The sequence below is a fragment of the Desulfobulbus rhabdoformis genome (genome assembly GCF_016919065.1).
Classification (GTDB): domain Bacteria; phylum Desulfobacterota; class Desulfobulbia; order Desulfobulbales; family Desulfobulbaceae; genus Desulfobulbus; species Desulfobulbus rhabdoformis.
The window spans coordinates 1-26504 of sequence record NZ_JAFFQA010000019.1; the positions used below are offsets into that span (position 1 = coordinate 1).

Sequence of the window (26504 nt, forward strand, 5' to 3'; positions counted from 1 at the left end):
TATGGTAATCTTTTCCATCCGTGCGATATCTCTCTTGCGTGTTTTTACGATGGTTGTAATTTGATTCGCCATGACGCCTCCTTGTAAGTTACTGTTTTTCTTACAAAAAGGCGAAAATCGCTAACTCATTAATATGTCACGATAAATTTAGATTTACCCGATAATTTTTATAAAAGTTTACGAAAGCTGAATACATTTTGTCTGCTATTACTGGGTTTGCGGCTGCACCGGGAATTGCTGTTGTGATAATAAATAAAAACATACAAGGTAATTTCATACAACCTCCATTGAATTAATATCATTAAAGTGCATACAACGAATGTTTGAAAATAAAAATCACCCAGGACAACACTCAGCATTAAACATGCATAATTATGTATGACATCTTGCAATTATTAGAATAAGTGCATGGAAATATTTTATATGTTATTTTTTTAAATAAACTATAAACTGGTAAAAATGTAAATTTATTTGAATACGGATTAATGGTTAAAAAAAAGGTAGGGAGTGGATAGATTATATATTATCAACTGCCAATTTATTGGCATAGCCAATACTACGAGTAACTCGTTGAAGAAAAAACAATAGTCAATATTCTTCAAATAGTTAGCTCCTGACAGGAGACATGTGAACTCAGGCTAAAATGTGATGCGCCTCCTATTGTTCTATGATAAAGTGCCCTGGTATTAAATGCTCGGAGAAAACAACTTATTTAATCATTTTTGACTTGTATAATGTTAATTTTATGTCATATGTACCTTGTCGGTCTATGCGATGGTTAAGCACTGGTATTATCGTCTAATATATAGTCAATTGTTTCACGGATCTCAGGCTCAGAATTTACAACCTTAATCCTCTTGTAGGATTGCATTCCCAAACGTTTTATAGGGGTGGCCAGTAATGCGCTTAAAAAGCTATGCGGGGCAGAAGCAACCCCCTGAAAGTCTATCAGGATGGACTTTCCTTCTTCTATAGACGGCAACAACCTACTATCTCTAAATGAAATTGCTTCCTGTTTATTTTCAGCATATGGTCCAAAAAAATTCAGCACACTAATAATGAATGTCTCTTTCTCGTCAGCCTGATCAGCTTCTTTGAGTTCCTTCGAGGCCGAAGATCTAATTTCAGACATTAAGCTGTGAAGGTTTAATCCTTCTCCTAGATCAAGATTTAAACTCACAAGCACTAGAGTTCCTGGCCAAATTTCTTGTAGAGGGGTGATGGTTGTATCTGTAGGTGAAATATGAACAAGGCCATCGCCTGAAACAACATGCATATCTGCATTCAAACGACGTATAATGTTGCTGGATATGTATAAACCAACACCAGCATTGTCTTTGCTTTTATATGGGTCAACTCTGCCAAAAGTCCCAGAAACTTGATATTTTAAGGATTCTAGAATGGCCTCGCCGTGACTTTCAAAAGGTGGATAAGCTTGTTCAAGGTGAGATTTGATGCCCATGCCAAGATCAGCAACGATAAACTGCAATTGCCTTTTATTTTTATACCAAGTAAATTGTATGATTGATGGTATTTTTGTATGCCTCCTATCCTGGCAGACGATTCTTGGCCCATGCTCAAGAGTATTATAGAGGAGTTCACTGATTACATATCTAAGAGTCTTTTCATATTCAACATTAAAATCTTGAGTGTACGACTCTGTTTTTGAAAGTGCTATTGCAAAATCTTTCTGGTGTCTGACAGCAATGAGAGGTTTATATTCGTTTCCATTGAAGTTGGTATTGTTATTTTTTAATACATGATGCCATCCTTTCGCCCCCATAAGCTGCCACATCTTGGTTGCCCCTTCCATATTGTAACTATACTGAAACTCGATAAAACAATTATTGAGCCTCAAATGCCAAATGTATAGAGTTAGGAGAGAAAGTGCCTGATAATTTGCTCTAAAACATGAACTAAAATCAATAAGTACAGTTTGTTTTTCTAATGTCCAATTAAAAATATTTAATACTCTGTCAAAATTGTACGTCCCGTGATCATTAAATGAAAATTTATTTGGTATTTTTATTATTGTATTCATTTCTTTACATTTATTAGCTTGTTACACATACAGAAGAGTGTTTAAAATAGCTATTGATATAATTTTTTTCTCAATGTCAACCAGATTACGAAACGAAATAGCCTTCTAAAATCAATAAAATATAGTTTTTTGTTTAAAGTTAGCTAGATCTTTTCAAGTTTTGAGTATCCCTAACCAAATGAGAATGTAAACTTGGGTCAAACCACGATAGTTTAGATCAATCTCACCGTCCTCAGATAACCGCGCTCATCGGTCAACATTCTTCCAATAATCCATGACTTCCAGAACACCCTTACTGAATGTCCAGCACAACGCAATCTATTATGATCTTATGCAACTTTTTCTCTCTAACACCCAAAAGCTATCTGTACAACATCTTGAAAGCACAGTTTTTTTAAAAAATTCTGACAAACCCACAACGTAGTACCTTTCCCCCTTCCAAACCCATTTAAAAAAAGCGGGGAAGAATTTACTTTTTCCCCTGCCATTTACGACTTTAACCTAGCCAGTAATATAGTAGTTGCAACTTTTTCTATCTCCTAAAAAATTTTCTTAGGGATCCGCTTTACGAACGGATCAGCTCGGCCTCCTTGCCATGAACTACTTTGTAATTTTGAATTACTCCTGGACACAATCAATGGTGCTTGGCCCCTTTCCTTTTCATCAACGACCGATTTGCTTATCCCTTTCGGTTTCCGATCAGTGAATGAGGACAGGGTACCAGGTTCTGTTGCTTTTGGCGCCCGTCCCTTGGCCAGAGCGCCCTTGACCATTTCAGCATACCTTCGCCCCTTGTTCTCATTGGGAGAGTGATAGGCTCCTATCGCCTCCCAGGTCTGGCCGTGGTGGCCAATCTCCTGTTTTAGGATCCATGATCCCAAATATATATTTGCCAACGGGTCAAAGGCTGCTTCCAAAGGAATCCCGTACTTCTTGAGCCAGAAATTATTCACCTGCATTATTCCTGAATCAAAGGAACGGCCTTGAGCTTTAGCCTGCCTGGCCATAGCTAGAGCCATCTCTTTGGAGATAAACTTATGCCCCTTTCCTTCAATGTTGAGTGACCAGGGATGGGTACCGCTTTCGACGTCGGCAATGGCCTGCGTCCAGGCAACCGGAACACCCCAGAACTGCGCCGCCTCTTCAAACATGGTATCCATCGACAATACCTGCTCAGCATGAGCAGGTATTGATATCACTCCCCCCAAGAGCAACATTACCAGCACCTTAAATCTCATCGTTCAACCTCAACGACTTGAGCTTTTACCTGCTTCGCCACCGCTTTGATTCCCCGTGATTTGTGCAGGTCGTTAAAGTCTGTATATCTTCTCAGGATTTCCTCCTGGTTAAATTTTGGTACCGCCACAGTGGCACCTATTGCCTCTGCTGCTTCATTCGCCCTTTTCAGCCCCACGTTGCCAATGGGGGTGCCACCGATTTGCTTCACCAGGTGATGATCGTTATCCGCGCATACAGTGATTTCTGCATCTGGATGTTGTTCTCGCAAGATCTCAGCAACTGGCTGGAGATTATGGGCCGTAAAGGTCGCAACAACTGTCTGTCCTGTGGCCATATGAATGCTCGCTGCCGTCGCGTATCCTTCGGCAAGAAAGATCTCCCTATTATCTAAATGATCCGAAGATGGAATCACCAAGGCAGCACCTTGTTGAGGGCAGCCTGATTCAAACCTCTTCGCCCCGTTTGGCTCGATCCACTGGAGTGTTTGAATGCGACCAGTGCGAAGATCAAATCCGGGAATGAGCAAATTGCCCCGGTTATCCTGCCTGAGCCCGTACCCCTCGACTCCTTTGTCTTGGAGGTATATATGCTCGTTCGCTGGTATTGCATTCATCCATTTAGCGTATGCTTTTTTCTGGGCCTTCACGCGTTGCTCTTGGAGCTGCTTTTCTCTCTCAGCTTTTCGAACCTGGACTTCTGCTTGTAGCGCCTCCTTCTCTGTTTCAGTGAGCGTATGCCCCGTTGCCACCCATTTGACATGTTCACCGGTTTTGTAATTTTGGGCCCAACCATTGGGACGTCCATCTTCATACCCACAATAGGCGCCATCCTTCGCTCCAGGTTTTCCCGATTCCACTGGGACACGATGAATCCTACCATCAAGAATTGGCTCCTCCACTTTCAAACCTGCTTGTTTAAGTCGTTCGGAAAATTCCTGGACCGGTGGCATGCTCGGCATGGCACTGACTACCTCTCTCTCAGGCAACCAGGCAGACAACGGAACTAGATCCGTGCCCTCAGGTGCAAACCAACGTTTCACCTCGCTATCCCACCTTGCCCCTGCCTTTTTCGCTTTGTTCTTTTCTTTATAGGGAACATTCAAATAGGTCTTTGAAGCGGCCACCAGGCAGGTTTCTTGAGCGGCATCGTCTTGGGCAAGGAGTTTATCCGAGCGATCATAGCCAGCCATGAAGCTCTCTTTCATCTCTTTTGGGGGCGGATATTCCAGACCATCGAATTTGAGCGTAAATTTTGTATGATCCACGAAGTCATGATCCTGGCTGGCCAACACATAAATATTCTTATCGTCTTGATACTCGCAGTGTAATGGTCCCTGCCGATGGGTGGCGCACATAACCCGATAGGCAGATCCGGCCTCCTGCGCGGTCTCGTATTCCTGATATACTTTTGGAGTTGCCCCGCTGATGATAAAAACGCCTGCATCCTTTTCCGTTTTCTCAACTGTCTTTTCATGTTCCAGATTCATCACGTACTCCTTGATTTTCTCCGCGTCACGACAAGCTCGCATGATCTCCTGGGGATCCTTTTTGAGAACACTCACCCAACTCTCGACATAGGAAACATGTTGATTGGGCTGGTGAGGCAGGCCTAGCTCCTGACTGAGCATCCAGGAAGCAATCTCGGCCCGCAATTCCTCCTTTGCGTATCGCTCGGATCCATACGGCCCGAACTCTCGATCCATTCGCTCGGGATGCCCGGTCCAATGCCCCAGCTCATGCAACGCCGTGCTGTAGTAGTCACCTGCCTCGGGAAAATTCTCTTTTGATGGTAAATGAATGTCGTCGGTGGACATCCGGTAAAAGGCGCGGTCTGCCTGATCATGGATAATCGTGGCTCCTGACTCGTCTAATATTTCCTCTCCCTTCTGGAGTGGATCCCAGGTAAGCTCCGGCTCTTCATATGGTGGGATATCGTGCCCATCAAGCGTCTGCAGTTGGCTTGCATGAAACACCGAAAATACGTGCAGGCGTGGACGTTCCAGCTGAACGGTTTCCTTTTTCTCTTCACCGTTTTCATCCATTACGGGGCGACCAGATTCATCGAGCACAGCTTGCCGATCCGTCCATTGCCAGAACACCACCTTCTGTGACTTTGAGCCCTTCTTGACCCGCCATTCCTGTTCATTGGCCTGTTTAAAGGTCAGCCAACGGGGATCGGCAAAACCATGGCGAGCCAACATGATAGTATTCACCCCTCTATAGACCGTTCCGGAGATAGGATTGACAGGACGATGAAACTCTCCTGCTTTCCAGGGCTTCTGCCAGGGAGCTGTCCCCTTTTCCAGTTCCTCGATAATGCTTTCGGTGAAGGTTTCCGCGATACTTTTGCGCTCAGATTTCTTCATCAGCCCCTCCTTCAATCACATCAGCCAAATCCTCCTCGCTGAAAAACGCCCCCATGTAGTCAGCGACATCCGGATCAACCGGAATCCCCAGACCTGGGTTTTCCAAGGCCTGCTGTTCCACTTTCAGTGCTGCTGCTTTCAGATATTCCATGAGCTTTTTCCTCAAAAGGTGATGACCGGTTCAACCGGCCTCAAAGAAACGATCGGCACCAGACCGAAGTATCGGCTGTCAAAGCTGCCGTCGTGGTGTTGCGAAAGAAGGAGCGCTTTTCCAGGGGGAATAACTCCAGAGGCGAGATGAGATGGCGGCATGACACGTCCTTGCCTGTCTCTGCCGAGAATTTTTGTATGTGCGAGAACCTGCCCATTGACCATGACCGCGTTGCCGCAAAAGCTAACGCTGTCCCCAGGCATACCGTTGACCACTTTCAGAAGTGGTCTGAGCCCGGAAGGACAGGATCCTGAAGCCAAATATCTTCGATCATGCGCTAGTTGAACGAATTCGGGATCCTCGAGACAAAAAGCTACGGCCTGCCCCCGATACAGTGACTCGTGCGTGAGTCGGTACACACCAACGGGAAGCGAGGGCGTCAGGTTGAGTCGAAAACCAAGCTGCCAAGAGACAAATCCAAAAATCAAAGCGCAGAAGCTAATCGCACAGAAACTTTTCATAGTCGGCTTCCGTAATGCCAGGCCTGGTCGATTGCTGTGGTTGCTCCAGTGCATTCCCCTGATAGAGACTGTCGGACCTTGCTGGGGGAAGGATTCGAGAACGGCTAGAAAATACCGGATCAAGAAAGTACAGAATCTGCTGGCCGTAGATGGGCGATTGCCCTGCGGTGAAGATCAACATATCTCCTGGCGCGGTAACCTTGCCTGAAGCATCTTTTTCTGCTCCTGGCAGGCGAAGGCATTCATCCGGAGTGAGCAGCGGCCTGGAGGTTTCGTTGATACTGATTGAGCGTGACCGACCGCCTTTGCCCCGGCTAATTGAGACCTTCTTGCTGACCACCGTGGTCGTTCCGGTCAACTTGGAGAGGTATTCAGCCGTTTCAGGCAGGTTGGGCGCGTAGGCGATGCGCACATGACAGTTGGCCATCAGGGCGTTGTCGGCACCGTAGGTGTTATTGAGCTGCTTGGTATCCTGGACAATGAAGTACCCCTTGATGCCGTAGCCAGCCATGAAGGCAATGGCACGCTCAAAGATCGGCAGCTTGCCCAGTGCTGTGAATTCGTCGAGCATCAACAACAAGCGGTGGTGGTAGGCAAGTTGGCTGGCACCATCGGCAAAGGTCATCTTCTCGGTCAATCGCCCGAGTAACTGGGTCATGAAAATACGCATCAAGGGACGGAGCCGGTCGATATCCGCCGGAGCCACCACCAGGTACAAATTGACTGCGGCCTGATGATTCATCAGATCAGGAATACGAAAATCACAGCGGGAGATATTGCGAGCAACGACAGGATCCCGATAGAGCGCCAGATTGGCGGTGGCGGTCGAGACGACACCGGCCATTTCCTTATCCGCCTTGGCGAGCATGCCGCTGGCAGCAGAGGCACAAAAGGTATGTGCCGCCCTCCCCTGCTCTGCATCCAACTCGGGGAACATTTCCGCCAGCATCGCGCCATGGTCCGTGGCGATAATTTCTTCGAACAACTCTTTGGGGCCACCTTCCCGATCCGGATCCTCAAGCATCAGGGAAACATCGTACAGACTGGCCTGCCGGTTCCCCTGCAACCTGGTGGTGATAAGGCAGTGCAACAAGACGCCACCGAAAAAGCCGCAGGCAGCCTTGTCCCAGTAATCGGGTACCCCCTTGCCATCAGGATCAAGCACCATATTGGCCACCTGCTGCACATCCGCGATTGCCCGATCTCCCTCAAGCCGGATCTCCTCAAGGGGATTGAAGCAGGCCGTTGCTCCCGTCGAGTCTGCTGGTTCGAAACGGAGCACCTTGTTCCCCCGAGTCTTGAGGTAACCAGCGGTCAGAGCATAATTCTCGCCCTTGATGTCAAACACTACGCTGGACTGCTCCCAGGCGAGCAGCGTCGGCAGGATCAGGCCTACGCCCTTACCCGAACGCGTAGGGGCAAAACAGAGCAGATGCTCCGGTCCATTATGACGAAGGTAGAGCTGTGTTTTGGTCGCACTATTAAACCATCCACCGATATAGACGCCCTTGCTGGAGAGATAACCCATGGCGCGAATCTCCTTGCCGGTGGCCCAGCGCGCTGTACCGTGCAGATCCTTTTTCCCCTTCGGTGCCTGATTGATTGCCAGGTACAACATGGCGCTCAGTAAAGGCGGCCCCATAAAAAGCAACATGGACCGGTCAGCTAAAGTTTGCACCTCTGTGGCGTTAAAAATCGTTTTCGGCCAGGTGAGCGCTGTCCAGGGGAAGTACCAAAGGCGGCTGAAGGCAACAAAGGGTGTTCCGAGTATGGGATGATGCCCGAACAAATTGCCGATTTGTTGCAAGCTCCACATCAGCACCATCAGCCCCCAGAGGAGAAGGAGCAACAGAACCAGCCATCTCCAGAGACGGCTTTGTGTCTTGCGGCTGAGATGCCCGTACTGTTGCTCAGCCATTATTCAATGGTCTATATGGTTCCTGAAAGACAACATCCTTGGTGACAATGACGTTGAACTGATATCCGGGTCTGATCTCCAATGTCGGTTTGATGTTCAGGTTTTTCTGCAGCAGGCTCATAGTCGCCTGTCCCATTTGCGCGGCTAAGGCGGCTGCCATGGCATCTTGTACCGAGGTTCCATCACTGTTATCACTAGAGTTAGAGACGTTATCCATGGCGTAGCTCGTTCCGCCGGTAACTAAACTCATAAGAAAAGCCGAACCGAATATGCGCAGGTAATGGTTATTGACCAGGTCTTCATACCCTGCGTAACCGGAGGCATCGGCGCCTGGCATCGCCCCCAAGGTGACAGCAGAGCCATCGGGAAAAATCACCCGATTCCAGGCAACAAGCACCCGACTCTGACCGTACACAACCCGCGAGTCATAAACGCCGTAGAGCTTGGCTCCCTGCGGGACAAGAAGGTGATGACCGGTGGCAGTGTCATAAACATTCTGGGAGACCTGGGCGATCAGGCTGCCAGGCAGGTCTGAGTTGATCCCACTGATCATGATGCCGGGAATAACGGTTCCGGTCTTGACCTCAAAGGGTTTTCCAGGCTCCCTGGTGTAGGGAGAGCGCCAATCATCTTGACCGATCCGACTGAAAAACTGTTCTTTGTCGCGATCTGCCGCGTTAAAGTCCTGAGCCTGGTTCTCATCCGACAATAAACCCGCCTGTTGAATCATTGCCGATTGACTGCTTCCGCTTACTGGTGCGCTTGTAACCTTTTGCGCCTCCCCTGCCCTATCCATGCGTTTGGCGATCAAGGGTGATTTCAAGGCTTCACGAAAGGCTTGCTCCCTGGCTCGCATTCTCTCTTGCTCCAATTTGAATAACTCATCGTTTTCTTGAGAGGACTCCGTTCGAACTACAACCAGCGGTTCTTTTGATTGAGCTGCTTCAGGCTCGGCTGGCGTAATTACCGCTGGCATATCGGTAGCTGGTGGCAGCGATAATCCATGCCCATCCAGGTTGACGAGCGGTCTTTCCGAAGCCACGGCCACCAGTTTGATCTCCGATTGTTTTCGCGCTCCCGAACCGTAGTTGACGCTGTAGAAGAGCACACCAAAGAGCCCAAGCACGACGAATGCAACGGCATAGAGCGGGAGCGGCCATTTTTTCATCCTTGTGGTGGTCACCTTTGGCGGTTTCAGACTGTTCGGCGAACCATCACTCATTGCTCTCCCCTCCAGTTTTCAGACAGGAAAAGCCCGCAATGGGTTTGCCAGCGGCGCTATAGGTGCGAGCCAAAGTGGTCGAACGAGCGCTCTCTGTGATTTTGAGCTGCAGGTACCAGGCTGGTGGGGTGACATCCTGCAGGGCATCGAGCACATAACTGACAACGACATCGCCACGCGGAGAGAGTGTGAATCCCTGCTTACGTAAAGAATTTTCAAAGGACTGGCTAAACGCATCAACTTGCTCGGGGACGAGCAGATGGAGCGAGGTGCGTCCTGGGGGATAGAGCTCCACCAGCTGCCTGGTGGCATCCTGCACAATCAAGGCAGTACCTTCCGAAGGGAGTTGGCCAACAAAAGAGATGCCCAAACCAGCACGTCCGGCACAGCCAGAGAATAGCAACGAGCCAAGCAGAACCATCAACAAGACAATTTTGATTTTCATTTCCCCCTCCTGATCTCTACGCATTCCTGGTCTCCCCCCACTCCGGCAACCAGAACGATGGTGTTGAAGAGGCCATCAACGATCATGGTCTCATCTTGAACACGATAGTTCACCAGCACATCGGTTCCTCCCTTGCGAACCAGGAGTGCCGGCATTTCGCCAGATCTGGTTGACTTGGGTAATTTGATATAAGTTTTCAGGCCGTCGTCGTACACCCGTTCTGGTTTCCATAGGGCCCTGCCTACCAGCTCATAGTTAAAGTTCAGTTGAGCGAGATCGATTTCCTTGCCATCATTGCCAACTGTTGAGCTCCATTCCTTTTGCCGGGAAGCCGCGCTCTGCTTCTGTTGCTGATCTCGACGTAGAGCATCGAAGTAGGTAAAGCCAACGTAAGGCGTGTAGCCTTTCAACCTGGAGATCAGGCGTAAATGGTACACTCGCCGGTCTGTGGTAATCACGGCACTGGTCTGCAGACCGGCATCTGCAGGTTTGATAAAAAGATGCGTGGTGTTGCCAGCGGTTCCGGCCTCGGCAAGCCAACGGGCCGAATCACCCAACACGATCTCGTTCACCGATTCGCCTCGCTCCAGCTCGACATCACAGACCTGAAAAGGCGAGGCGATGATCGTTGGTACCGAGGCACCATGCACGTACATGAGCTTGCCGCCAGTCGTCATATAGGGCTGAATATCGTTTTTGTTCGACCAACTGGACGAAATACGTAGCGCCTTTCGTTCCTTGGCGCTCAACGGCACCATGACCTGATTGAGGTAATCGTATTGCCCAGCCAGCGCCTTGCCCCCTACCGCTGCACCCATCAAAGCAAGGATGCACACACCAGGTATAAGTTTCTTCATGGATCACCTTCCCTCGTTGCTAATGATTCGTGAGGCCGCAAGCGCGGTGATATAGACACCACCGGGATTCGCCAACACCTCTGTTTCCGTTTGCGGTGGCCGTAGTTGAATGGTCGCTGTAGCCTCGTAGCTATGCTGCTCAAGCAGTGCCCCGGTATGATTACGTATGGTTTCGAGCCACTCGACCCGATACGAGCTGTCACTCACCGGCAGCGGCAGCCCCTTGATCTCGACATGCACCAACTTTCCGGTTTTAGCGATCTCATAGGGACTGTTTTCCTCAAACCACTGTTTCAAGACTCCGGTGGCGCTGCCTGAGATGAGTCGCGATAAACGTTTGATCATCTGTTTCTGCAACTCGGTATCAGCGGTCACAGTACGCCAGTTGACGATCGCATCCGCAATCTCCGACTGGATCATGTTTCTCGGTGTAGAAAAGGCCTGTTGCAGCCGGGCCACGTTGCTCACCTTGCCCAGCTTGTCCATCTCCACCACATAGGGGATGACCTTGACCTGCCTGGCCTGCATCACATTGCCGCCAAGAGAGACGGCCAACAGACTCAGGCTGATGAATGCCACCCAGCGCCACTGTGCTGCCCGGCTGATGTAAGAGCCATAGCGTTCCAGCCATTCCTCGCGGGCGTTAATATACGGATTTGTCTGGACAGACCGGTCCTGTGATGGATCTGTTTTTTGCCAAAACGCCATCGGTTTCTCCCTTATGTTTGGGGCAACCCGCCGATTATTCGGCAGGTTCTATCTCTGTAGGTATTAGTTTCCGGAAGGTTCTTCGGTCGGTTCCGCGTCTGGCGGAGGTGGTGGTTTTGCTGTGCTTGCGATACTTGAGGACAACTCTTCCTGCATCTTGCTTGCGTCTCGCCCATCCTTGAGATGTGAATTCATCCGCTGTCCAATTGAGCCCCAGGCGTTACGTTCACGCCTTGCTGCGCTGTTGGCATTCAAAACATTCTTGGCAGCGGCACCAGCTTTGCTCCAGCCGGTCTTTCCTTCATACCCCGCCATATCAAGCGCTGCCTTGGTTGAACTTGCCCCTCTACCCGATGCCACAAGGCTGCTCCCAACCGCTGCTCCGACTGCTGCGCTGGCCCCCGCCACCATGGCACCGGTGGAGTGAAGCGCTCCGCCATTACCGGTATGGGTTCCATTGATGATTCCGGCGCAGACATCCGGGATGGTTTTGACCAGGGCAAGCAGGACAACAGAGGCACCGATGAGAATAAGCAAATCATAGAGTTGCGCATCTGTTGTCTCGAATTCAGTGATGAAGGAAAGACCTATCCCCAAAACGAGTTGCAACACGAACAGCTTAAAGGCGACGGAAAGGGCATAGCGCATGGTGTTGATGGCATATTCCTTCAAGAAACTCGACCCACCAAAACCGAGCAAGAGAATGGAAGCGTTCATAGCTACATAAGCCTCGCATTTGATAAGAACGATTTGTGCCGCCATCAGCGCAAAACAGGCCATTATGATGCAGCCCAAAATAAGGTATCCCAACGAGTCGATCGGAGACCAGGCCGATGTCTTATCAACAATCTGCTTGATAATATTCACCCCAATCTTGAATGCATCCAAGGTAATATCCGGCCCTCCCAAACTATTTGCCGGAGTACGCAATCCATTGATCAGGTTCATTGACCATACGCTGTAATTCTTAATTACGGAAAAAACGAAACCAGCAAACAGGAGCATAAAGACAAACTGCTTCAATGTTGAAGCAATTTCGTCTCTTTTCAACGACACTCTTATACCAAAAAAGACAACATCTAAAACAAGACACCAATAAAACAATCTTTCAGCACAAACCTGCAAAGCACTTCCATAGGACGAGGCTTTTGTAGAAAATTTATTCAAAATATTGTAGACAACATTATCAGTATCTGCATAACAGTATTGACTACTCGAAATCATCACCAACAACACTGTCCCAATAAAAAACAGAGGTATCGATATGCGTAAAAAATCTTTTTTTATCATTTTGCTTATTTCTTTCGGAATCTTGTTCTCAGGGTGCGATAAAAATAATGAAAACTCACAAAAAACAACTAACAACAGTTCGATACAACAAACGCAAATCACCCAACAACCAGAGCCCCAAACCGATGACAAAAGGATGAAAGCCTGGAAAGAAGCTACCGATACCTCTGGCCACGATTTCAGCAATTACAGCAAACCCTTGCCCTGAGTCAGGGGATTGCTTCGCTGTATTTAGAAAAATCATGCCCCTCGGTGTTGGTCGCATTTCGCCAGCGCGCAGCTTGCATCTGCGATTCTTTTTCCGACTTCATCTGACCAGCCAGGGTTGATTGCGTGTTTGTCGCAATCAACTCCCGCAATTTCCTGACCTCTTGTACCTGAATCGTGGCCAACTGATTCCCTGCCTGCAGGGCCTTCATTTGCCCATCCGGGGTGTTCAGCAAATTACTGATGTAGCTGTCCAACTCTCCCGCTTCCTGGAGTTCCTGAAGTTGCTTCCCGGAGAGTTGGAATGTTGCCTGGGATGCCTTGTCCACCTCTGTGGACCAAGCCTTGTAATGGTCTCGATAGGCCTTATTGGCCGTAGCTATATCCGCAATAGAGGCCCCAGCTAAATCGGCAAATACAGATTGATCCGGAAACAGAGTATTGAACACCTCGGCCAGGGCTGTGAGTTCGCCTCGCTGCGTTTTCAGCGTACTGGTCAACGAGGCCAGCTCAGTGAGTTGACCAACCACTTCGTTTTTCAGTGTTCCTGGTAAAGAAGCGGTATTCTGAATCATGTTCTGCACCATCTGAATCTGCTTCGCAGTCTGCTGAATGGCCTCAGTGTACTGATTGGCCAACGTACTGAGCTGTGAGAGGTTAGTGACCCGATCTAAGGCCTGGGTGAACAAATTAGAACAATTAGTGCAAAACACCACTTCAGCAGCAACCGGCTGTGCTACAGTCACACACAAGGCAATCGCCAATAACTGTTTTTTCATATCCCTCTCTCCTCCAGCCATGCATCCGGCCAACTTTCCAGACCATACTCATTCACCAGTTGCCTGATCCTGGCGACACTCTCTTTATCGGAGGCACCAATGAAGGCGAGCGTTCGAGGACCAAGTGCCAGCTGCACCAACCTTCTTCCCTCAGGAGCGATGATGTAGTAGTCCCGTTTGGGAACAGCGTTGGCAACGATCTCTATCTGACGGCTATTCAAGCCGATATCCACATACAGGTTGTATTGATTTTCCTGACGCGCCGAATGGTTAGGCAGTAAAATTTTGGTTGGGCAGGATTCAACCAAGACATCCATGATCCCTGAATTTTGAGCATCAGAAAGACTCTGCGTGGCGAGCACCACTGCGCAATTGGCTTTACGGAGCACCTTGAGCCATTCCCGAATTTTTGCCCGAAACACCGGATGACCAAGCATCACCCAGGCCTCATCCAAAACCAGCAACGAGGGTTGCCCTATCAGGGATTTTTCGAAGCGACGAAAGAGGTACAGAAGCACGGGGATCATGTTGGCTTCGCCCATTTCCATCAGATCCTCGATTTCAAACACCATAAAACGAGAAAGGGCCAGGCCGTCTTCCTTGGCATCAAGCAGATGACCCATAGCTCCTTGACCTGTGTAATGGGTCAAAGCCACTTTCAGCTCTTCATCCTGACAGACATGCCAAAAATCAGTCAGCGAACGCATATGCGCCGGATTATGTCGCAGAGTTTTCAGAGCGGTGTGAATGGCATTACGATGGCCCGGCAGAATGGTCAGCTTCTGCAGCTCAGCCAAAGAGGCGATCCAGTTGGCTGCCCAGGCAAATTCTGTTTCTGATTCGTCAATGTGCTGCAAGGGCGCAAAGGAGAGTTCCTCATGGCCAATGTTGCAGTGATCACCGCCAGCCCCTATACAAAGCGGGTACAAACTCATCCCTTTATCAAAGGCCGCGATCTGCGCGTTGCGGTACCCACGAAACTGCCCCGCAATCAGCCCCAACAAAGTACTCTTGCCGGAGCCAGTTGGGCCAACAACCAGGCTATGCCCTAAATCACCGGCATGAAGGTTAAACCAAAACGGGGTAGAGCCATCCGTGGTCAACACAGAAAGCGGTCGTGATCTTGGCGGATAAAAGGGGCAAGGAGAAAACCGGCTTCCTGTCCAGGTTGTGGCCAGCGGCAAAAGGTCCGCAAGATTCAAGGTGTTCACCAAAGGCCGCCGAATGTTTGCATAGCCATTGCCTGGATGCGTACCCAGCCAGGCCTCCAGCACATTCACCGATTCGATTCGGCAACCAAAACCCAGCGTCTGCACTATCTTTCGCAACTCACGGGCCATATCATGCAGCGCATCAAGCCGCTCATTGCGCAATTCGATGCAGGAGCTAAGATAACCGACACCAACCATGCCTGATTGCACCTCCAGCAAGGCTTCCTCTGCATCATCCCGCATCATCTGCGCGTCACGGTTCACCCGTGCATTGGGGTTATTGAGAAAGAGATCCAGGAATCTAAACATCTGCTGCTGCCAGCCCTTGCGATACATGTTGATCTCTTTTGTACCGTCCAGCTGGTCCAGGCAAATAAACCGGGTTGAATATCGATAAGGCAAAGATAGTCCGTCGAGCGCGGAAAGCATCGAAGGCCAGGAGTCATGGGGCAAACCGTCGATAGACAGCATCGCCAGATATTGATCACCGATACGTGGTTGCAGCCCTCCAATCAAATCAACGCCACCAAGCACGGCATCCAGATACATGGGCACGCTTGGCACTCGAACCGGAAAGTGTTCACCGACCAGACAGCGCTGGAGATGCGACAGCAGGGAAGAAAAAGTAGCTCCATTTTCCTCGTATTCTGTCAACCGCTCCATCTGTAACACCGAGGATAACGAATCTTCCAGCTCGGTGAGCGTGGCAACGAAATCATTGACGCTGCGGTCCATACCACTTCCGGTCTCCCCGGTTTGGATCGATTGCTGCATCCTGGTTACTTTTAAATCCGGCTTGTAGGTAACACTGAGGATGGTTTCCGTTTTGAAGCAGATGCCACTGCCAAAAAATGCACGACGCTCTTCATCGATCAACCGCGTCACCGGGTCCGGAAAAAATCCACTCTCAATCGGCGGGTAGGCCTGGTGCGGGCAACGGATCGCATCCACATGCAGCATCCATCCCGTCCCCAGTCGCTTAATGGCATTGTTTACCTGACGCGAAACCCAGGCCAGCTCCTCCGGGGTGGAACTGGCTGTATCCTGCCCAGCAAATGACCAGGCTGCGAGAAAAGAGCCGTCCTTATTCAGCACCACACCGGGGGCAACCAAGGCTGCGTAGGGGAGCAGGTCAGGCAGCCCCTTGGCGGTTAAACGGTAATCCGCAAGCTTCAGCACCTGAAACCTCCCACAAGTTTCCAACGTGAAGTCCTGGCTGCATAGAACTCCTGCTGCCCAATGTGTCGTGCCCATATCTTCGACATCAGAGGATCATATTTAGCCATGAGCCGTAGAACTGCTATCGAACACAACCAGAATCCCAGTGCAGCAAGTCCGGCGATAATGGTCATACCGCCAACACCGACCAAAAACGCGATTAAGGCACTGAACATCACCAGTTCACGCTCCGCACCAAACACGAGATTATGACGGTGCAGGCTCTGTCTGATGGGCACTGTACGCATCAGATCACTGCTCCAGAAAAGGAAAAGACGCTGTTGACGATCGAGGTAGCAAAGGCGATAAAGCTGATACCAAAGACCACCTGCAACAGGAGCTTGAACCCGCCGGAGAGATCATCCTTATTGAGGATAAAAATCACACCGCACAAGGCCATGGCCACGATGGAGATCCACTTACCAGCCGGACCGGTGACGGTATTGACCACCTTCTCCAAGGGACTGGAAAATTCGGTGATGCCACCGGAGGCGGATGCCAATTCCGGAACAACAAGGATGGACAGCAGCAACAGAGACAGGGCAAGTTTGTTACGCATGATAAACGACCTCAGTTTGATAGGTTTGGGTTCCGGCATCGTAGCCATGAACACGAAGGACTTCTGAAACTCTACGGCCAGCGGGAACGCGTTCGATAAAAATGACCAGGCCAACACTTTTGCCAATAAGCTTTTGCTTTGGCGCAGATGTGGCCTCTGCGATTAACTCTTCAAGACGATCCAGCCCCTCGGCTGCACTGTTGGAATGCACAGTCGCGATGCCACCGGGGTGACCTGTATTCCAAGCTTTAAGCAGATCTAGGGCAGCACCATCTCGCACCTCACCGATAATGATCCTGGTTGGTCGATAGCGCATGGTCACCTTGACCAACCGTCGCATATCCACATGATCCGAGGTTCTGAAAAACACTGTATTTTCGCTTTTGGACTGCAGTTCCATGGTGTCTTCCAGGATCAACAATCGATCCGATGGACAGATATTGGCGAGCGCAAGAATAAGAGCATTCACGAAGGTGGTTTTGCCCGAGCCGGTACCACCGACAACAAGGATGTTCATTCTGTCCTTCAACGCATGATCGAGAACCGGCACCAGATCAGGATCAAGGATTCCAGCTTCGACATACTCCCTGAGAGCGAAGACGCGGCTGGCCTTTTTGCGGATGGTGAAACTTGGCGAGGAGACAACCGGTGGCATCAACCCCTCGAAGCGGGATCCATCCAAAGGAAGTTCGCCTTCAATAATCGGTTGATCAACAGTAACGCTGCTGCCAAGCCCCGAGGCAACCAAAGAGAGCACCAGGCGCGCCTGCTCCGGCTCCATATCCGATTCAGGCTCCATTTCGTGCCCTAACTTCTCCACCCAGATCTTGCCATCAGGATTGAGCATCACCTCCACCACGTCCGGATCCCGCAGAGCGGACATGATCACCGGTCCAAGATTATGCTCGAGCGAAACAAGCAATCGATTGTCTGCAATCATCTCTTTGCTCCTTAGCGTAAAACGAAAACTGCCACGTTAACCAAGGCCGAGACAGTGACAATGGCTGCCAACCAGACCTGGCTTTGCTTAAATTTTTCTATTTTCCTGGTATTCTCGGAAAACAAGCGCGTCATTTCAGCTGCCGATGCGCTCGAAAGGCTTTCACCCAAATGGGTCGCGGTCTGCTCCACCGCCTTGACGTATCCGTCGGTTCGTTCGGTAAGGATAGCGGTCAGTGCCTTGCGGTGCCGATCCAGCAGTTTTTCTTCTTCCGAGAGAAAGGCGTTAAGAACGGTGACCATCATCAAGATCGGATCATCGGGAGACACCGACGCTGAATTTTTCATAGCGAGCAGCATACGGACATCTTCCAAACTGAGGCCGATTCCATCAGGGAGTTCAGGTATCGCCTGCTCGTCTTGCACCCTATCTTGCGTTTCCATCTCCCTCCCCTCTCACAGAGCCTCGATCAGCTGTGCTTTGTCGACTTCCCGCAAGACCTCCGTCCAGAAAGTTTTTAAGCGCTGTCGCACCATGACCGGCTGATTGGAATGAATAGCAGCATCAAAGGTTTCTCTGCGGGAAAGCAGGGCTTCCAAATCCTTGCCAAAGGTCGACTGCTTACGAGCAGGAACTTCAATGATGGACCGAAATTGACTGTAATGTTCCTGATAGACTTTGAATTCCTCAAAGATCTTGCCGTTCATGGCGATGTCGCCAAAAAATCGGTTCAACCAGATGACAATGAATGCCTTTGGAAATGAGGTGGCCAGGGTTTTGAGACCGGATGCGGTATCGACAACGGCCTGACCACCGGTCATGACCGTATGCAACAACACCGCATGGCCTTCCTGATCCAGGAGCTCAAGCGCGGCATTATCTTTGAGATAGGAACAAAGAGGCAGAAAGGTGGACGCACCGTTATCGATGACGATGTGGCTCTCTTCCGCTTGCTGCAGAATGGTTTCCATCAGGGAATCGAAGCGGCGTGGATCAATGTCGTCTCCGTCCATGATATCCAGCGTCTGCACAGACAACGCTTTATAGCCCGAGAAGGTCGCGTTGACGGGATCGGTATCAACCCCGGTGACAGCAATCCCCTGTTGATGCAAATACTGGTAGAGCATTGAGGCAATCAGCGATTTCCCCACTCCCCCTTTTCCCTGCAAAACAAAATGAACGGTGCTCATAGTGTTCCAACTCCTTTGGTGTTTTTCTTCCTGGAGTGCCTTTCTTTTTTTTAAGAATATTTTAAATACTTTTACCGCGAGGAATCACCAGCGACATCAAGCTGATATTTCGCCGTTTTCAAACATTCTCAACCCACTTTCCCCTACCTGCTATGCCACGCTTTGCTACCCGCTATGCCACGGTTTACCTACCTGCTATGCCACGGTTTACCTACCTGCTACGCCACACCACCTACCCACTATGCCACGGGCACCTACCCGCTGCGCCACGCCTTCCTACCCGCTATGCCACGGGTAGCTACCCTCTACGCCACGCCTTCCTACCTGCTATGCCATGGGTAATAATGCGCCGTTCTACCTGCTACGCCACGCTGTTTTGGGTGCGCGGAAAGACATGCACCTTGTCTTCGGCATCAATATTCCAAGAACCGATAGCCTCTATTTCGACTAATTCATTGAGGGCTTTCTTGAGCTGTTGGCGAAATTTGTAAAGCTCCTTGCAAGTTGTCCGACTCATCTGACAGATCGTTGCGGTCTTCAGGGGGTATAATTCGGTGCTGCCATAGAGACCGTGTAGCCATTTTGCGAGATTGTTCCTGAGCCCAAGCCGCTTACGCCACTCAAGAGAAGTCCATCCAAGATCCAGCAATGAGCCCAGATCAGCATTCACCCGCAGGAAAAATTTCTTTTTCACCGAGTCATGGTAAAAATCGTAAATGAGCGGCCCACCATAAATGCTCATTTGTCTCAGCACTGGCTGGCGTACCTTATCTCCGTACTGCACCTCAACTAGACAGGCGCAGAGACGTCGAATGGAGTTGAACAGCCAATCCTGGCCTGATTTCCCAGGTTTCTTGTTGAGCGCCTTTAAAAAGCCCCGAACCGAGAACTCCACCAAACCATTTGTTTTGCCCGAAGCGGCCTGTTGCGCGGCAAGATGCATGGCGTGAAGTATCACATCCAAATCCCCTTGATCGAGCGAACCACCGGTGAAATAAATGGAGACGTTTCTGAAAGAAACAATCTTATGTCTTTCCAGATATTTTCGGTGTCCACGCCGAACCATTCCAAACATGGCAGATTGAAGAAAGGTATTGGGAGCAACGTGATTTTTCTGTGCCACATCCGGCAACTGTGGAGTTGCATATGGCTCAAGCATGCCTGGTAATTCAGGAATTGGTTTGCTCAAGATTTCCATTTACATTCCCATATCCTCGTGTCTCGGCGGCATGCCTATACTTGATAGGTTTTCCATCAAGTAAATTTCTTCAAGCCAATCGCTTTTTCCGTTTTCCCGGATACGTTTTTTTTAATTCACCCAAGACTTCCGGCTACTAATTGGTATTACTCACCGTTTTTTTACTCTCTGCTTTGCTCGCTTTACATGTCTGGATAAACGAAGGCCAAATTTTAAAGGTAACAATTTGATTATTTGGCCGACTATTTAATTTGCGTAAAATAGCAAACTACTGCTATTATACGGCTATTAAAATTCGTACAATTGGACGAGCTACCCATTAATAAGGCCGATTCCCCGAGATATTAACTGCGGCAATGCTCCTTTTTCCCTAAGCAGCGCCTTATCAATCTTGTAGTACGCTAATTACGACACCTATATTTTTAAAAATATGATGCTTGTTTTTCTCCCGATTATAACCAGCTCTGCTTTCCCCCTATTTGCAGGCTGTTTTGTTTTATTTCTCATAAATCTGTTTTATTCTGCTTTATTTTTTAAATCATTTTTTAAAGCAGATCAAGCAAAAACCTGGTGAGCCGAATGGAATCTCTCAGCTTTGAAGATTTGTTCAAAAAAATTAAGAAGATATCGAAAGGAAAAAATCAGAAAGGAGTGGCGCAAGCTCTTGGGATTTCTCCGCAAGCAATCACGGACGCCAAAAGAAAAAATAAAATCCCAGAAACCTGGTTTGGCATTATTGAGGAAAAATTCGGTCTCTCAAAAGACGAGTTAATCTGCTACGAGGAGAATACGGGTAAAGGGGAATACGCCTGCGGTGGGCCAGGGCAGCCCGCTGAAAAGGATAGTTACGATCAAATAATGGACGAGTTCTTTGAACTCGTAAAGGAATGGCAGGTTGAAGAAAACGGACGAAGCACCAGAACCGCCATAGACTTCATCCAGGAATTTCCGAAACGCTTCGAAGAAATGGCGCTGTGGCAAAAAAGAAGAAAAGAAGAAAATACGACGTCGCCGTTGCAAGAAATGAAATCGGCTGGAGCGAACTAACTGTTTTTTTGGGGACAGATTACGGGAAAAATCTTCCTCATTCAGCTGCCGGAAAGAGTCATACATAAGAAGGCATTCAACAAACACTTCGTTTCCCTGAGCAATGAACGCGCCCGAGACCGTCTGGCTTCGCTAGCCCTCTGCAAGGCGGGGAAGCAACTCTTCCTATACAGCTGGCCATAGAGTCTGATCCCTGCCACAGACGCAACTCTTTCAATGGTCATGACCAAATAATCAATACCAACTCGAGCCACGTAGCCAAATGACGAGGAGCCGCTTATATTAAAGCGGTCATGAATAAACGTGCATTCTTGCCGCCGCAGTACCCCCCAACTGCCCGGCATCCATGCTGTTAATCGCAGACTGTTCTCCGAACATGGTTTCAGTCTTCGAGGATTAAATATTGGAGGCCAGTCATTCGTATCGCTCAAGTTATCCTAACGGAAATCATCAGGTTCATAGAAGACAACCCAAATCTTGCCACTGGTGTGACGATCGGCGCCGCCATAGGAGCATTGATAGGTCTGGTCCCATTTTTAGGTGTGATACTGGCACCACTTTTATCTGCCATCGCTGCATTGCTTGGGGGATTGGCAGGTGCGAGGCTTGACCGTGCCCAGGTACCAGGACAAGGATGGATAGGAGCTGTTCAAGAGGTGATCATTGTTTCCCGAAAATTATTTGAGTTACTTGCTTCTATTTTTATAGCCTTGAAAGACAAGAAAAAAGATCAATAATTGTTTAGACATCGCCCCTGCAGAGTAATCAATGCCCAAATCCTCAACCGCTAGTATCGGCTCACCTGCCCCGCCGCCTTCCAAATCGGTCGATCCGTTGATCGTCGAACGCTCAATATTCAGCGCCGACCGAACTCACCGTTTTACGCTCTTTCGATATAGGGAAAACCCAATGACTATGCCTGTGGCATCAGGAAGAGGTTGGTGATCCGACTATGGACGAAATGGTCCGTCGATCCCGGGAGCATTGGGGTGTCGGCGCTTACTATCAACTGAACGTCATGTCCATTCGTGGAACTTGCTCCTCAGATTTGGTAAAAACAAGAATGGGTCTCCAGTCCCCCCCCTTTATCAAAAGCTAAACGCCCCGCTGGGGCCATATTTTTAATAGTCGCCATATGCACGAAATGTTGACCAATATTTTGGGTAGGTGCAGCACAGCAAATACCAATATCTGCCCGACGATTCTGTACAACGAAGGCTGGATGACGCGGCTCCTTGTCGAGATATCGGTCGAGTCGAAACTCAAACTCCCCGATGTCAACTTCGCCAACATTCGCCACTGGTATTCAGAAGGCTTGTTATCTTCTCCTTTTCTGGCTAGGACACGTAAGGATGTATTGGCAGAAGGGTTCACGCATGCAGATATGGCTCTTGGCGATTTCTACGTTGATTCTGCCAATCGTGGTGATATTTCTGTCAATGGCACCGATGGTATTTTTGGCGTCATTGAAGCCAAAATGGGAAGTCGACTGAGTCCGGGGACGAAAAATGTGCCGAATTACAACCAGGCGAGTCGCAACTTGGGATGCATAGCGTTCAATACGCTGAACACGAACCACAATATTTTCTTTGGTGTTGTGGCACCGGAAAAAAAAATAGAAGAACACGGTATCCGAGCAGTGGTCGAGTCCGAAGCAATGTTGATACAGATAACTCAACGCTTCGATATGTACGACAAAGACAGTGATATTTTCGCTCTCAAAGAGAGAGTCCTGGAACGAGCTCGCAACTGCAGGTGTTTTGTTCTTTCGTATGAATCATGGATCGAGGCGCTCGCCGATCATCCATTGTATTCGGCTTTGGTCGAATTCAAAAAACAGTGTTACCGATTCAACAGAATTGACTGACAACCTCGATGACCCTGGAATGCATTTCTAAAATTTGAGTTCAAATTTCTCATTGGCGAATCCATGAACAGCTACCTCGAAAACAGCGAGTACGTCGACTGGAAACACCCTAAAGTACTGGCCAAGGCAAAAGATCTCGCCGATATGTCGTGTTCTGATAAGGCCGTAGCCCAACGCTGTTTTGAGTTTGTCCGTGACACCATTCTCCACAGCTGGGACTTTCAAAAAAATCCCGTCACCTGCAAGGCCTCTGAAGTGCTCCACCACGGCACCGGCTATTGTTATGCCAAGAGCCATCTTCTGGCCGCACTCCTCAGGGCAAACTCCATTCCGACTGGACTCTGTTACCAGAGACTCTCTTTAGATGGTGAAGGCCCACCATATTGCCTCCACGGCTTGAACGCTGTTTTCCTCAAGGACCACGGCTGGTATCGAATCGACGCTCGGGGTAACAAACCTGGTGTAGCGGCTGCTTTCACTCCTCCGGTCGAAAGGCTTGCTTTTAAGCTCTCATATCCAACTGAGAGAGATTTGCCCGAAATTTGGAACGAGCCACTCCCTTTAATTGTCAAAGCGCTGACCACTATGCACTCGATTGAGGAGGTATATGCCAACCTACCTGATATCGAAGTGATGCAAACTAATAGCTTTGCATAAGCCACTTCCTTCGATCCCTTTGGTTGATGCCGCCAATTACACAGCGGCATGACGGAAGGTGCATGCGAGCCTCCTCTGAATTATGGCACTCGCATCTACAACCAACTTATCACCTACTATATCGCAATCACTTAACAACTTGATCAAAGGGGATAAATCGACGGTTGAATGATTTACCCCTCCATGCAAAGCACTGCCCTGACCTTCTCGACTGAAGGCCTTGGTAGCCAATAACGTAGCGTGTTTTCCTGAACGCAAAGGTTCGACTTTACTTTTCCCAAACATTAGCTGTACATTAATAGGGCACCTTATGAATTAACGCTTTAAGGATTGTCCATTATGAAAACCGAAATTTTGGCAAGGCCCGCTGACTGCAGCCAAATCGAGATACCACTTGCACTTTATTCGATAGCTGCCGGGTTTCCGTCACCGGCTGAAGACTATGTTGATCAGGCGCTGGATCTCAACGAACTCCTTGTCACTAATCCCCCAGCCACCTTCTTTGTTCGCGTCAACGGTGACTCCATGATCGATGCAGGTATCCACCATGGTGACATCCTATCCGTTGATCGATCCGAGGAAGCGCACGATGGCTCCATTGTTATTGCACTCATCAACGGTGAATTGACCGTAAAAGAACTCTCGCTGTATCCGAGAGTGCGACTGATTCCTCATAACCCTGCATATTCGGTCATCGAGCTTGCTGAGAATGACGATTTCGAGATCTTTGGTCGCGTCAAAGGTTTGGTACGCGTTTTCGGAAAGTAACGATGTTTGCTCTGGTAGATTGCAACAACTTCTACTCAACCTGCGAATCGGTATTCCGTCCAGATCTTCGAGGCAAACCGATTGTTGTACTCTCGAATAATGATGGGTGTGTCGTGGCCCGGTCTGCTGAGGTCAAAGCGCTCGGTACGATCAAAATGGGCGTGCCGGTGTTTCAGGTCAAAAACGAAATTGCCAAACACCAGATTGCCGTTTTTTCATCGAACTACACTTTGTATGCGGATATGTCGCACCGGGTTATGCGCATCCTCCGGTCTTTGAGCCCTGGCCTCGAGATCTATTCAATTGATGAAGCGTTTGTAGATGTCCGAGGTATTCAGGATTTGATTGAATTTGGCACCATGGTGCGGAGTACCATCAAACAATGGACAGGCATTACCGTCGCGGTCGGCATGGCTCCAACAAAAACGCTTGCAAAGCTGGCCAACTACGGAGCCAAAAAATTCCCTGGCACTGGTGGCGTTGTTGATCTACGTGATTTGGATCGGCAGCAAAAGCTGATGTCGATAACACCGGTTGGCGAGATATGGGGAGTGGGTCGGCGAACGACAAAAGCCTTGAATGCGCTTGGCATCGAGACAGCATTACAGCTCAGAGATGCAGACATGCAAGATATCCGGCGACGGTTCAGTGTCGTTTTGGCTCGCACGGTATCAGAACTCAGAGGGATGCCCTGCATTGTACTTGAGGACCAGCCATCCCCCAAGCAGCAGATAGTCACATCAAGATCCTTTGGGCAGCGGATCACGTCGCGAGATGCGATGCGTCAGGCGATCTGTGAATTTACGGAGAGAGCTTGCGCTAAGCTGCGAAGCGGCGGGCAATATGCACGAGCTCTAACGGTTTTTATCCAAACGAACCGCTTCTTAGAGGATGTATCCCGCCGGTACTCAAACCAGGCCACCGGTAACCTGGCACATCACTGCAGTGACAATTACCAGTTCATCAAGCTGGCTCAACAGTTGTTAGAAAGGATTTGGCGTGAGGGGTGCGAATACAACAAAGGCGGCGTCATTCTCGGTGATTTTTTGAAAACCAAGCAGATGCAGTTTGGATTGTTTGAAAAACCGAAGCGGGATAATTCCAGTGTGATGGAGGCCATTGACACCATCAACTCTCGGATAGGATCGGTCCGCTTCGCTTCCTCAAGTGGATATCAACACTGGGCGATGCGTCGAGATAGCCTGTCACCTGCCTATACAACCCGTTGGAGTGATTTACCACTCGTGAAGTGAATGCATCGAGAACCTGTGGTGATCACATCTACCTTATCCGGAACAGAGTTTACAGCACTCAGTGTCTTACTCCCCAAGATCTTCTACTTTGTACACGGCGTACCCTTCATAATAGTAGCTCGCATCAATTCCCTTCATATAGACGTCGCTGTCATTGATTTTGTCGGTCAGAGCCCGCTGCAATAGGAACTTGATTTCAATATCCTTGACAGGGCTGCGCTCCATGGCGAGAAGATAATCATTCTTGTCGACGTGGCTCCAGTCGACTACCTTTTGCAGTTCCTTTTTCAGAATCAAATCGAGCCAGATCCGTGTACTCCGCCCGTTGCCCTCTCTAAAGGGGTGGGCGATATTCATCTCCACATATTTTTCGATGATTTCATCGAATGTCGACTGAGGCATGGTTTCAATATTCTTCAAAGCAGCCTCCAGGTACATAACGGGAGCAAACCTGAAACTGCCCTTGGCAATATTGACGGTGCGGATTTTCCCGGCAAAGTCGTAGATCTCGTCAAACAGGAATTTGTGTATCTCCGCCAGGGCCTGAAAGGTTCCTGCCTCCAGGGTGTCCAACCTGCCGCTGGCAAAGAGGTGGTGCGCCTTTGCCTTGCTGATACGCTCTTCTACACGGGCAAGTTCAACCGCATCTGTGATACCGAGTTTGTTTTCCAGGGTCATGGGAGGCTCCTTTGCCACACAAACATCTTTTTAAGTCAGGCTTTTAGGGGGCTTTGTATGGGTGCGGAAAAGCTATAGGGAGTGGCCGGTGAAATAATCCTAATTTATATGCAGTCACCCCTGATTTCGACATTTATTCGGTTTTCCAGGCTGAGCATCAAAAGAAAATAAACTT

Annotated in this window: 29 protein-coding genes; 9 read left to right on the top strand and 20 right to left on the bottom strand. The window is 49.1% G+C overall.

From position 1 onward, the window contains the following. Nucleotides 1-778: 778 nt before the first annotated feature. The 11 genes from JWJ90_RS11275 to trbL form a co-directional block, all read right to left on the bottom strand. On the bottom strand, nucleotides 779-2041 hold the full coding sequence (locus tag JWJ90_RS11275; RefSeq protein ID WP_205227328.1) for an STAS-like domain-containing protein: 1263 nt from the start codon (nucleotides 2039-2041) through the stop codon (nucleotides 779-781). Between the two features lie 539 nt (nucleotides 2042-2580). After that, complete coding sequence (locus tag JWJ90_RS11280) at nucleotides 2581-3192, bottom strand: lytic transglycosylase domain-containing protein (RefSeq protein WP_205227329.1); 612 nt, start codon at nucleotides 3190-3192, stop codon at nucleotides 2581-2583. An 83-nt stretch (nucleotides 3193-3275) separates the two neighbouring features. Continuing rightward, nucleotides 3276-5645 (bottom strand): zincin-like metallopeptidase domain-containing protein, encoded by a 2370-nt coding sequence (locus tag JWJ90_RS11285; RefSeq protein ID WP_205227330.1) that lies wholly within the window; start codon nucleotides 5643-5645, stop codon nucleotides 3276-3278. Next, on the bottom strand, nucleotides 5632-5796 hold the full coding sequence (locus tag JWJ90_RS11290) for a hypothetical protein (RefSeq protein ID WP_205227331.1): 165 nt from the start codon (nucleotides 5794-5796) through the stop codon (nucleotides 5632-5634). The genes JWJ90_RS11285 and JWJ90_RS11290 overlap by 14 nt, the downstream gene beginning before the upstream one ends. Nucleotides 5797-5807: 11 nt before the next feature. Then, the gene (gene traF, locus JWJ90_RS11295; RefSeq protein WP_205227332.1) at nucleotides 5808-6317 is read right to left on the bottom strand and encodes a conjugative transfer signal peptidase TraF; all 510 of its coding nucleotides are present in this window, start codon (nucleotides 6315-6317) and stop codon (nucleotides 5808-5810) included. Continuing rightward, nucleotides 6295-8235 (bottom strand): type IV secretory system conjugative DNA transfer family protein, encoded by a 1941-nt coding sequence (locus tag JWJ90_RS11300; RefSeq protein WP_205227333.1) that lies wholly within the window; start codon nucleotides 8233-8235, stop codon nucleotides 6295-6297. The genes traF and JWJ90_RS11300 overlap by 23 nt, the downstream gene beginning before the upstream one ends. Further along, complete coding sequence (locus JWJ90_RS11305) at nucleotides 8228-9457, bottom strand: TrbI/VirB10 family protein (RefSeq protein WP_205227334.1); 1230 nt, start codon at nucleotides 9455-9457, stop codon at nucleotides 8228-8230. Before JWJ90_RS11305 ends, JWJ90_RS11300 begins: the two co-directional genes overlap by 8 nt. Next, the gene (locus JWJ90_RS11310) at nucleotides 9450-9902 is read right to left on the bottom strand and encodes a hypothetical protein (RefSeq protein WP_205227335.1); all 453 of its coding nucleotides are present in this window, start codon (nucleotides 9900-9902) and stop codon (nucleotides 9450-9452) included. The genes JWJ90_RS11305 and JWJ90_RS11310 overlap by 8 nt, the downstream gene beginning before the upstream one ends. Continuing rightward, nucleotides 9899-10759 carry a P-type conjugative transfer protein TrbG gene (trbG, locus tag JWJ90_RS11315; protein WP_205227336.1) on the bottom strand — a complete coding sequence of 287 codons (861 nt, stop codon included), beginning with the start codon at nucleotides 10757-10759 and terminating at the stop codon, nucleotides 9899-9901. The genes JWJ90_RS11310 and trbG overlap by 4 nt, the downstream gene beginning before the upstream one ends. 3 nt (nucleotides 10760-10762) lie before the next feature. Next, nucleotides 10763-11467 carry a VirB8/TrbF family protein gene (locus tag JWJ90_RS11320; protein ID WP_205227337.1) on the bottom strand — a complete coding sequence of 235 codons (705 nt, stop codon included), beginning with the start codon at nucleotides 11465-11467 and terminating at the stop codon, nucleotides 10763-10765. 63 nt (nucleotides 11468-11530) lie between these two features. Next, on the bottom strand, nucleotides 11531-12757 hold the full coding sequence (trbL, locus tag JWJ90_RS11325) for a P-type conjugative transfer protein TrbL (RefSeq protein WP_205227338.1): 1227 nt from the start codon (nucleotides 12755-12757) through the stop codon (nucleotides 11531-11533). Here trbL and JWJ90_RS11330 point away from each other — a divergent pair. Continuing rightward, nucleotides 12732-12965 (top strand): hypothetical protein, encoded by a 234-nt coding sequence (locus JWJ90_RS11330; protein ID WP_205227339.1) that lies wholly within the window; start codon nucleotides 12732-12734, stop codon nucleotides 12963-12965. The genes trbL and JWJ90_RS11330 overlap by 26 nt on opposite strands. Nucleotide 12966: 1 nt before the next feature. Here JWJ90_RS11330 and trbJ read toward each other — a convergent pair whose 3' ends face one another. From trbJ to JWJ90_RS11365, 7 genes are read right to left on the bottom strand one after another with little or no spacing between them, the layout of a single operon-like run. Next, complete coding sequence (trbJ, locus tag JWJ90_RS11335) at nucleotides 12967-13743, bottom strand: P-type conjugative transfer protein TrbJ (protein ID WP_205227340.1); 777 nt, start codon at nucleotides 13741-13743, stop codon at nucleotides 12967-12969. Beyond that, on the bottom strand, nucleotides 13740-16133 hold the full coding sequence (locus tag JWJ90_RS11340) for a VirB4 family type IV secretion/conjugal transfer ATPase (protein WP_205227341.1): 2394 nt from the start codon (nucleotides 16131-16133) through the stop codon (nucleotides 13740-13742). The genes trbJ and JWJ90_RS11340 overlap by 4 nt, the downstream gene beginning before the upstream one ends. Next, the gene (gene trbD, locus JWJ90_RS11345; RefSeq protein ID WP_205227342.1) at nucleotides 16127-16420 is read right to left on the bottom strand and encodes a conjugal transfer protein TrbD; all 294 of its coding nucleotides are present in this window, start codon (nucleotides 16418-16420) and stop codon (nucleotides 16127-16129) included. Before trbD ends, JWJ90_RS11340 begins: the two co-directional genes overlap by 7 nt. After that, a complete protein-coding gene (locus JWJ90_RS11350) occupies nucleotides 16420-16731 on the bottom strand; it encodes a TrbC/VirB2 family type IV secretion system protein (RefSeq protein ID WP_205227343.1) in 312 nt (103 codons plus the stop codon). The genes trbD and JWJ90_RS11350 overlap by 1 nt, the downstream gene beginning before the upstream one ends. Further along, a complete protein-coding gene (gene trbB, locus JWJ90_RS11355) occupies nucleotides 16724-17671 on the bottom strand; it encodes a P-type conjugative transfer ATPase TrbB (protein WP_205227344.1) in 948 nt (315 codons plus the stop codon). Before trbB ends, JWJ90_RS11350 begins: the two co-directional genes overlap by 8 nt. An 11-nt stretch (nucleotides 17672-17682) precedes the next feature. Then, the gene (locus JWJ90_RS11360) at nucleotides 17683-18114 is read right to left on the bottom strand and encodes a hypothetical protein (RefSeq protein ID WP_205227345.1); all 432 of its coding nucleotides are present in this window, start codon (nucleotides 18112-18114) and stop codon (nucleotides 17683-17685) included. Between the two features lie 12 nt (nucleotides 18115-18126). Further along, nucleotides 18127-18861, bottom strand: a complete 735-nt coding sequence (locus JWJ90_RS11365) for a nucleotide-binding protein (protein WP_205227346.1) — start codon at nucleotides 18859-18861, stop codon at nucleotides 18127-18129. A gap of 174 nt (nucleotides 18862-19035) precedes the next feature. Here JWJ90_RS11365 and JWJ90_RS11370 point away from each other — a divergent pair, with 174 nt between their 5' ends. Continuing rightward, a complete protein-coding gene (locus tag JWJ90_RS11370; protein WP_205227347.1) occupies nucleotides 19036-19203 on the top strand; it encodes a hypothetical protein in 168 nt (55 codons plus the stop codon). 19 nt (nucleotides 19204-19222) lie between these two features. Here the strand turns inward: JWJ90_RS11370 and JWJ90_RS11375 are convergent, their stop codons facing one another. Beyond that, a complete protein-coding gene (locus tag JWJ90_RS11375; protein WP_205227348.1) occupies nucleotides 19223-20059 on the bottom strand; it encodes a hypothetical protein in 837 nt (278 codons plus the stop codon). A 579-nt stretch (nucleotides 20060-20638) separates the two neighbouring features. On the opposite strand from JWJ90_RS11375, the gene JWJ90_RS11380 reads away from it, so the two are divergent. The 7 genes from JWJ90_RS11380 (at nucleotide 20639) to umuC (ending at nucleotide 25651) form a co-directional block, all read left to right on the top strand. Next, a complete protein-coding gene (locus JWJ90_RS11380; RefSeq protein WP_205227349.1) occupies nucleotides 20639-21106 on the top strand; it encodes a hypothetical protein in 468 nt (155 codons plus the stop codon). Nucleotides 21107-21621: 515 nt separating this feature from the next. Next, entirely contained in the window at nucleotides 21622-21843 is a 222-nt protein-coding gene (locus JWJ90_RS11385) for a hypothetical protein (protein ID WP_205227350.1), read from the top strand. A 224-nt stretch (nucleotides 21844-22067) separates the two neighbouring features. Beyond that, complete coding sequence (locus JWJ90_RS23950; RefSeq protein ID WP_420828907.1) at nucleotides 22068-22205, top strand: hypothetical protein; 138 nt, start codon at nucleotides 22068-22070, stop codon at nucleotides 22203-22205. A 45-nt stretch (nucleotides 22206-22250) separates the two neighbouring features. Further along, nucleotides 22251-22973, top strand: a complete 723-nt coding sequence (locus tag JWJ90_RS11390) for a hypothetical protein (protein WP_205227351.1) — start codon at nucleotides 22251-22253, stop codon at nucleotides 22971-22973. A 63-nt stretch (nucleotides 22974-23036) separates the two neighbouring features. Further along, nucleotides 23037-23630, top strand: a complete 594-nt coding sequence (locus tag JWJ90_RS11395; protein ID WP_205227352.1) for a transglutaminase-like domain-containing protein — start codon at nucleotides 23037-23039, stop codon at nucleotides 23628-23630. A gap of 339 nt (nucleotides 23631-23969) precedes the next feature. Next, a complete protein-coding gene (locus JWJ90_RS11400) occupies nucleotides 23970-24398 on the top strand; it encodes a LexA family protein (RefSeq protein ID WP_205227353.1) in 429 nt (142 codons plus the stop codon). A 2-nt stretch (nucleotides 24399-24400) separates the two neighbouring features. After that, complete coding sequence (gene umuC, locus JWJ90_RS11405) at nucleotides 24401-25651, top strand: translesion error-prone DNA polymerase V subunit UmuC (protein WP_205227354.1); 1251 nt, start codon at nucleotides 24401-24403, stop codon at nucleotides 25649-25651. Between the two features lie 66 nt (nucleotides 25652-25717). On the opposite strand, the gene fic is transcribed toward umuC, so the two are convergent. Next, on the bottom strand, nucleotides 25718-26329 hold the full coding sequence (fic, locus tag JWJ90_RS11410; protein ID WP_205227355.1) for a protein adenylyltransferase Fic: 612 nt from the start codon (nucleotides 26327-26329) through the stop codon (nucleotides 25718-25720). Nucleotides 26330-26504: the final 175 nt, after the last annotated feature.

What these genes read in the sequence shown, in the direction of transcription:
- JWJ90_RS11275 (WP_205227328.1), bottom strand. Translation starts at nt 2,041, where the DNA reads ATGAATACAATAATAAAAATACCAAATAAATTTTCATTTAATGATCAC.
- JWJ90_RS11280 (WP_205227329.1), bottom strand. Translation starts at nt 3,192, where the DNA reads ATGTTTGAAGAGGCGGCGCAGTTCTGGGGTGTTCCGGTTGCCTGGACG.
- JWJ90_RS11285 (WP_205227330.1), bottom strand. Translation starts at nt 5,645, where the DNA reads ATGAAGAAATCTGAGCGCAAAAGTATCGCGGAAACCTTCACCGAAAGC.
- JWJ90_RS11290 (WP_205227331.1), bottom strand. Translation starts at nt 5,796, where the DNA reads ATGGAATATCTGAAAGCAGCAGCACTGAAAGTGGAACAGCAGGCCTTG.
- traF (WP_205227332.1), bottom strand. Translation starts at nt 6,317, where the DNA reads ATGAAAAGTTTCTGTGCGATTAGCTTCTGCGCTTTGATTTTTGGATTT.
- JWJ90_RS11300 (WP_205227333.1), bottom strand. Translation starts at nt 8,235, where the DNA reads ATGGCTGAGCAACAGTACGGGCATCTCAGCCGCAAGACACAAAGCCGT.
- JWJ90_RS11305 (WP_205227334.1), bottom strand. Translation starts at nt 9,457, where the DNA reads ATGAGTGATGGTTCGCCGAACAGTCTGAAACCGCCAAAGGTGACCACC.
- JWJ90_RS11310 (WP_205227335.1), bottom strand. Translation starts at nt 9,902, where the DNA reads ATGAAAATCAAAATTGTCTTGTTGATGGTTCTGCTTGGCTCGTTGCTA.
- trbG (WP_205227336.1), bottom strand. Translation starts at nt 10,759, where the DNA reads ATGAAGAAACTTATACCTGGTGTGTGCATCCTTGCTTTGATGGGTGCA.
- JWJ90_RS11320 (WP_205227337.1), bottom strand. Translation starts at nt 11,467, where the DNA reads ATGGCGTTTTGGCAAAAAACAGATCCATCACAGGACCGGTCTGTCCAG.
- JWJ90_RS11330 (WP_205227339.1), top strand. Translation starts at nt 12,732, where the DNA reads ATGCGTAAAAAATCTTTTTTTATCATTTTGCTTATTTCTTTCGGAATC.
- trbL (WP_205227338.1), bottom strand. Translation starts at nt 12,757, where the DNA reads ATGATAAAAAAAGATTTTTTACGCATATCGATACCTCTGTTTTTTATT.
- trbJ (WP_205227340.1), bottom strand. Translation starts at nt 13,743, where the DNA reads ATGAAAAAACAGTTATTGGCGATTGCCTTGTGTGTGACTGTAGCACAG.
- trbD (WP_205227342.1), bottom strand. Translation starts at nt 16,420, where the DNA reads ATGCGTACAGTGCCCATCAGACAGAGCCTGCACCGTCATAATCTCGTG.
- JWJ90_RS11350 (WP_205227343.1), bottom strand. Translation starts at nt 16,731, where the DNA reads ATGCGTAACAAACTTGCCCTGTCTCTGTTGCTGCTGTCCATCCTTGTT.
- trbB (WP_205227344.1), bottom strand. Translation starts at nt 17,671, where the DNA reads ATGATTGCAGACAATCGATTGCTTGTTTCGCTCGAGCATAATCTTGGA.
- JWJ90_RS11360 (WP_205227345.1), bottom strand. Translation starts at nt 18,114, where the DNA reads ATGGAAACGCAAGATAGGGTGCAAGACGAGCAGGCGATACCTGAACTC.
- JWJ90_RS11365 (WP_205227346.1), bottom strand. Translation starts at nt 18,861, where the DNA reads ATGAGCACCGTTCATTTTGTTTTGCAGGGAAAAGGGGGAGTGGGGAAA.
- JWJ90_RS11370 (WP_205227347.1), top strand. Translation starts at nt 19,036, where the DNA reads ATGCCACGGTTTACCTACCTGCTATGCCACGGTTTACCTACCTGCTAC.
- JWJ90_RS11375 (WP_205227348.1), bottom strand. Translation starts at nt 20,059, where the DNA reads ATGGAAATCTTGAGCAAACCAATTCCTGAATTACCAGGCATGCTTGAG.
- JWJ90_RS11380 (WP_205227349.1), top strand. Translation starts at nt 20,639, where the DNA reads ATGGAATCTCTCAGCTTTGAAGATTTGTTCAAAAAAATTAAGAAGATA.
- JWJ90_RS23950 (WP_420828907.1), top strand. Translation starts at nt 22,068, where the DNA reads ATGGTCCGTCGATCCCGGGAGCATTGGGGTGTCGGCGCTTACTATCAA.
- JWJ90_RS11390 (WP_205227351.1), top strand. Translation starts at nt 22,251, where the DNA reads ATGTTGACCAATATTTTGGGTAGGTGCAGCACAGCAAATACCAATATC.
- JWJ90_RS11395 (WP_205227352.1), top strand. Translation starts at nt 23,037, where the DNA reads ATGAACAGCTACCTCGAAAACAGCGAGTACGTCGACTGGAAACACCCT.
- JWJ90_RS11400 (WP_205227353.1), top strand. Translation starts at nt 23,970, where the DNA reads ATGAAAACCGAAATTTTGGCAAGGCCCGCTGACTGCAGCCAAATCGAG.
- umuC (WP_205227354.1), top strand. Translation starts at nt 24,401, where the DNA reads ATGTTTGCTCTGGTAGATTGCAACAACTTCTACTCAACCTGCGAATCG.
- fic (WP_205227355.1), bottom strand. Translation starts at nt 26,329, where the DNA reads ATGACCCTGGAAAACAAACTCGGTATCACAGATGCGGTTGAACTTGCC.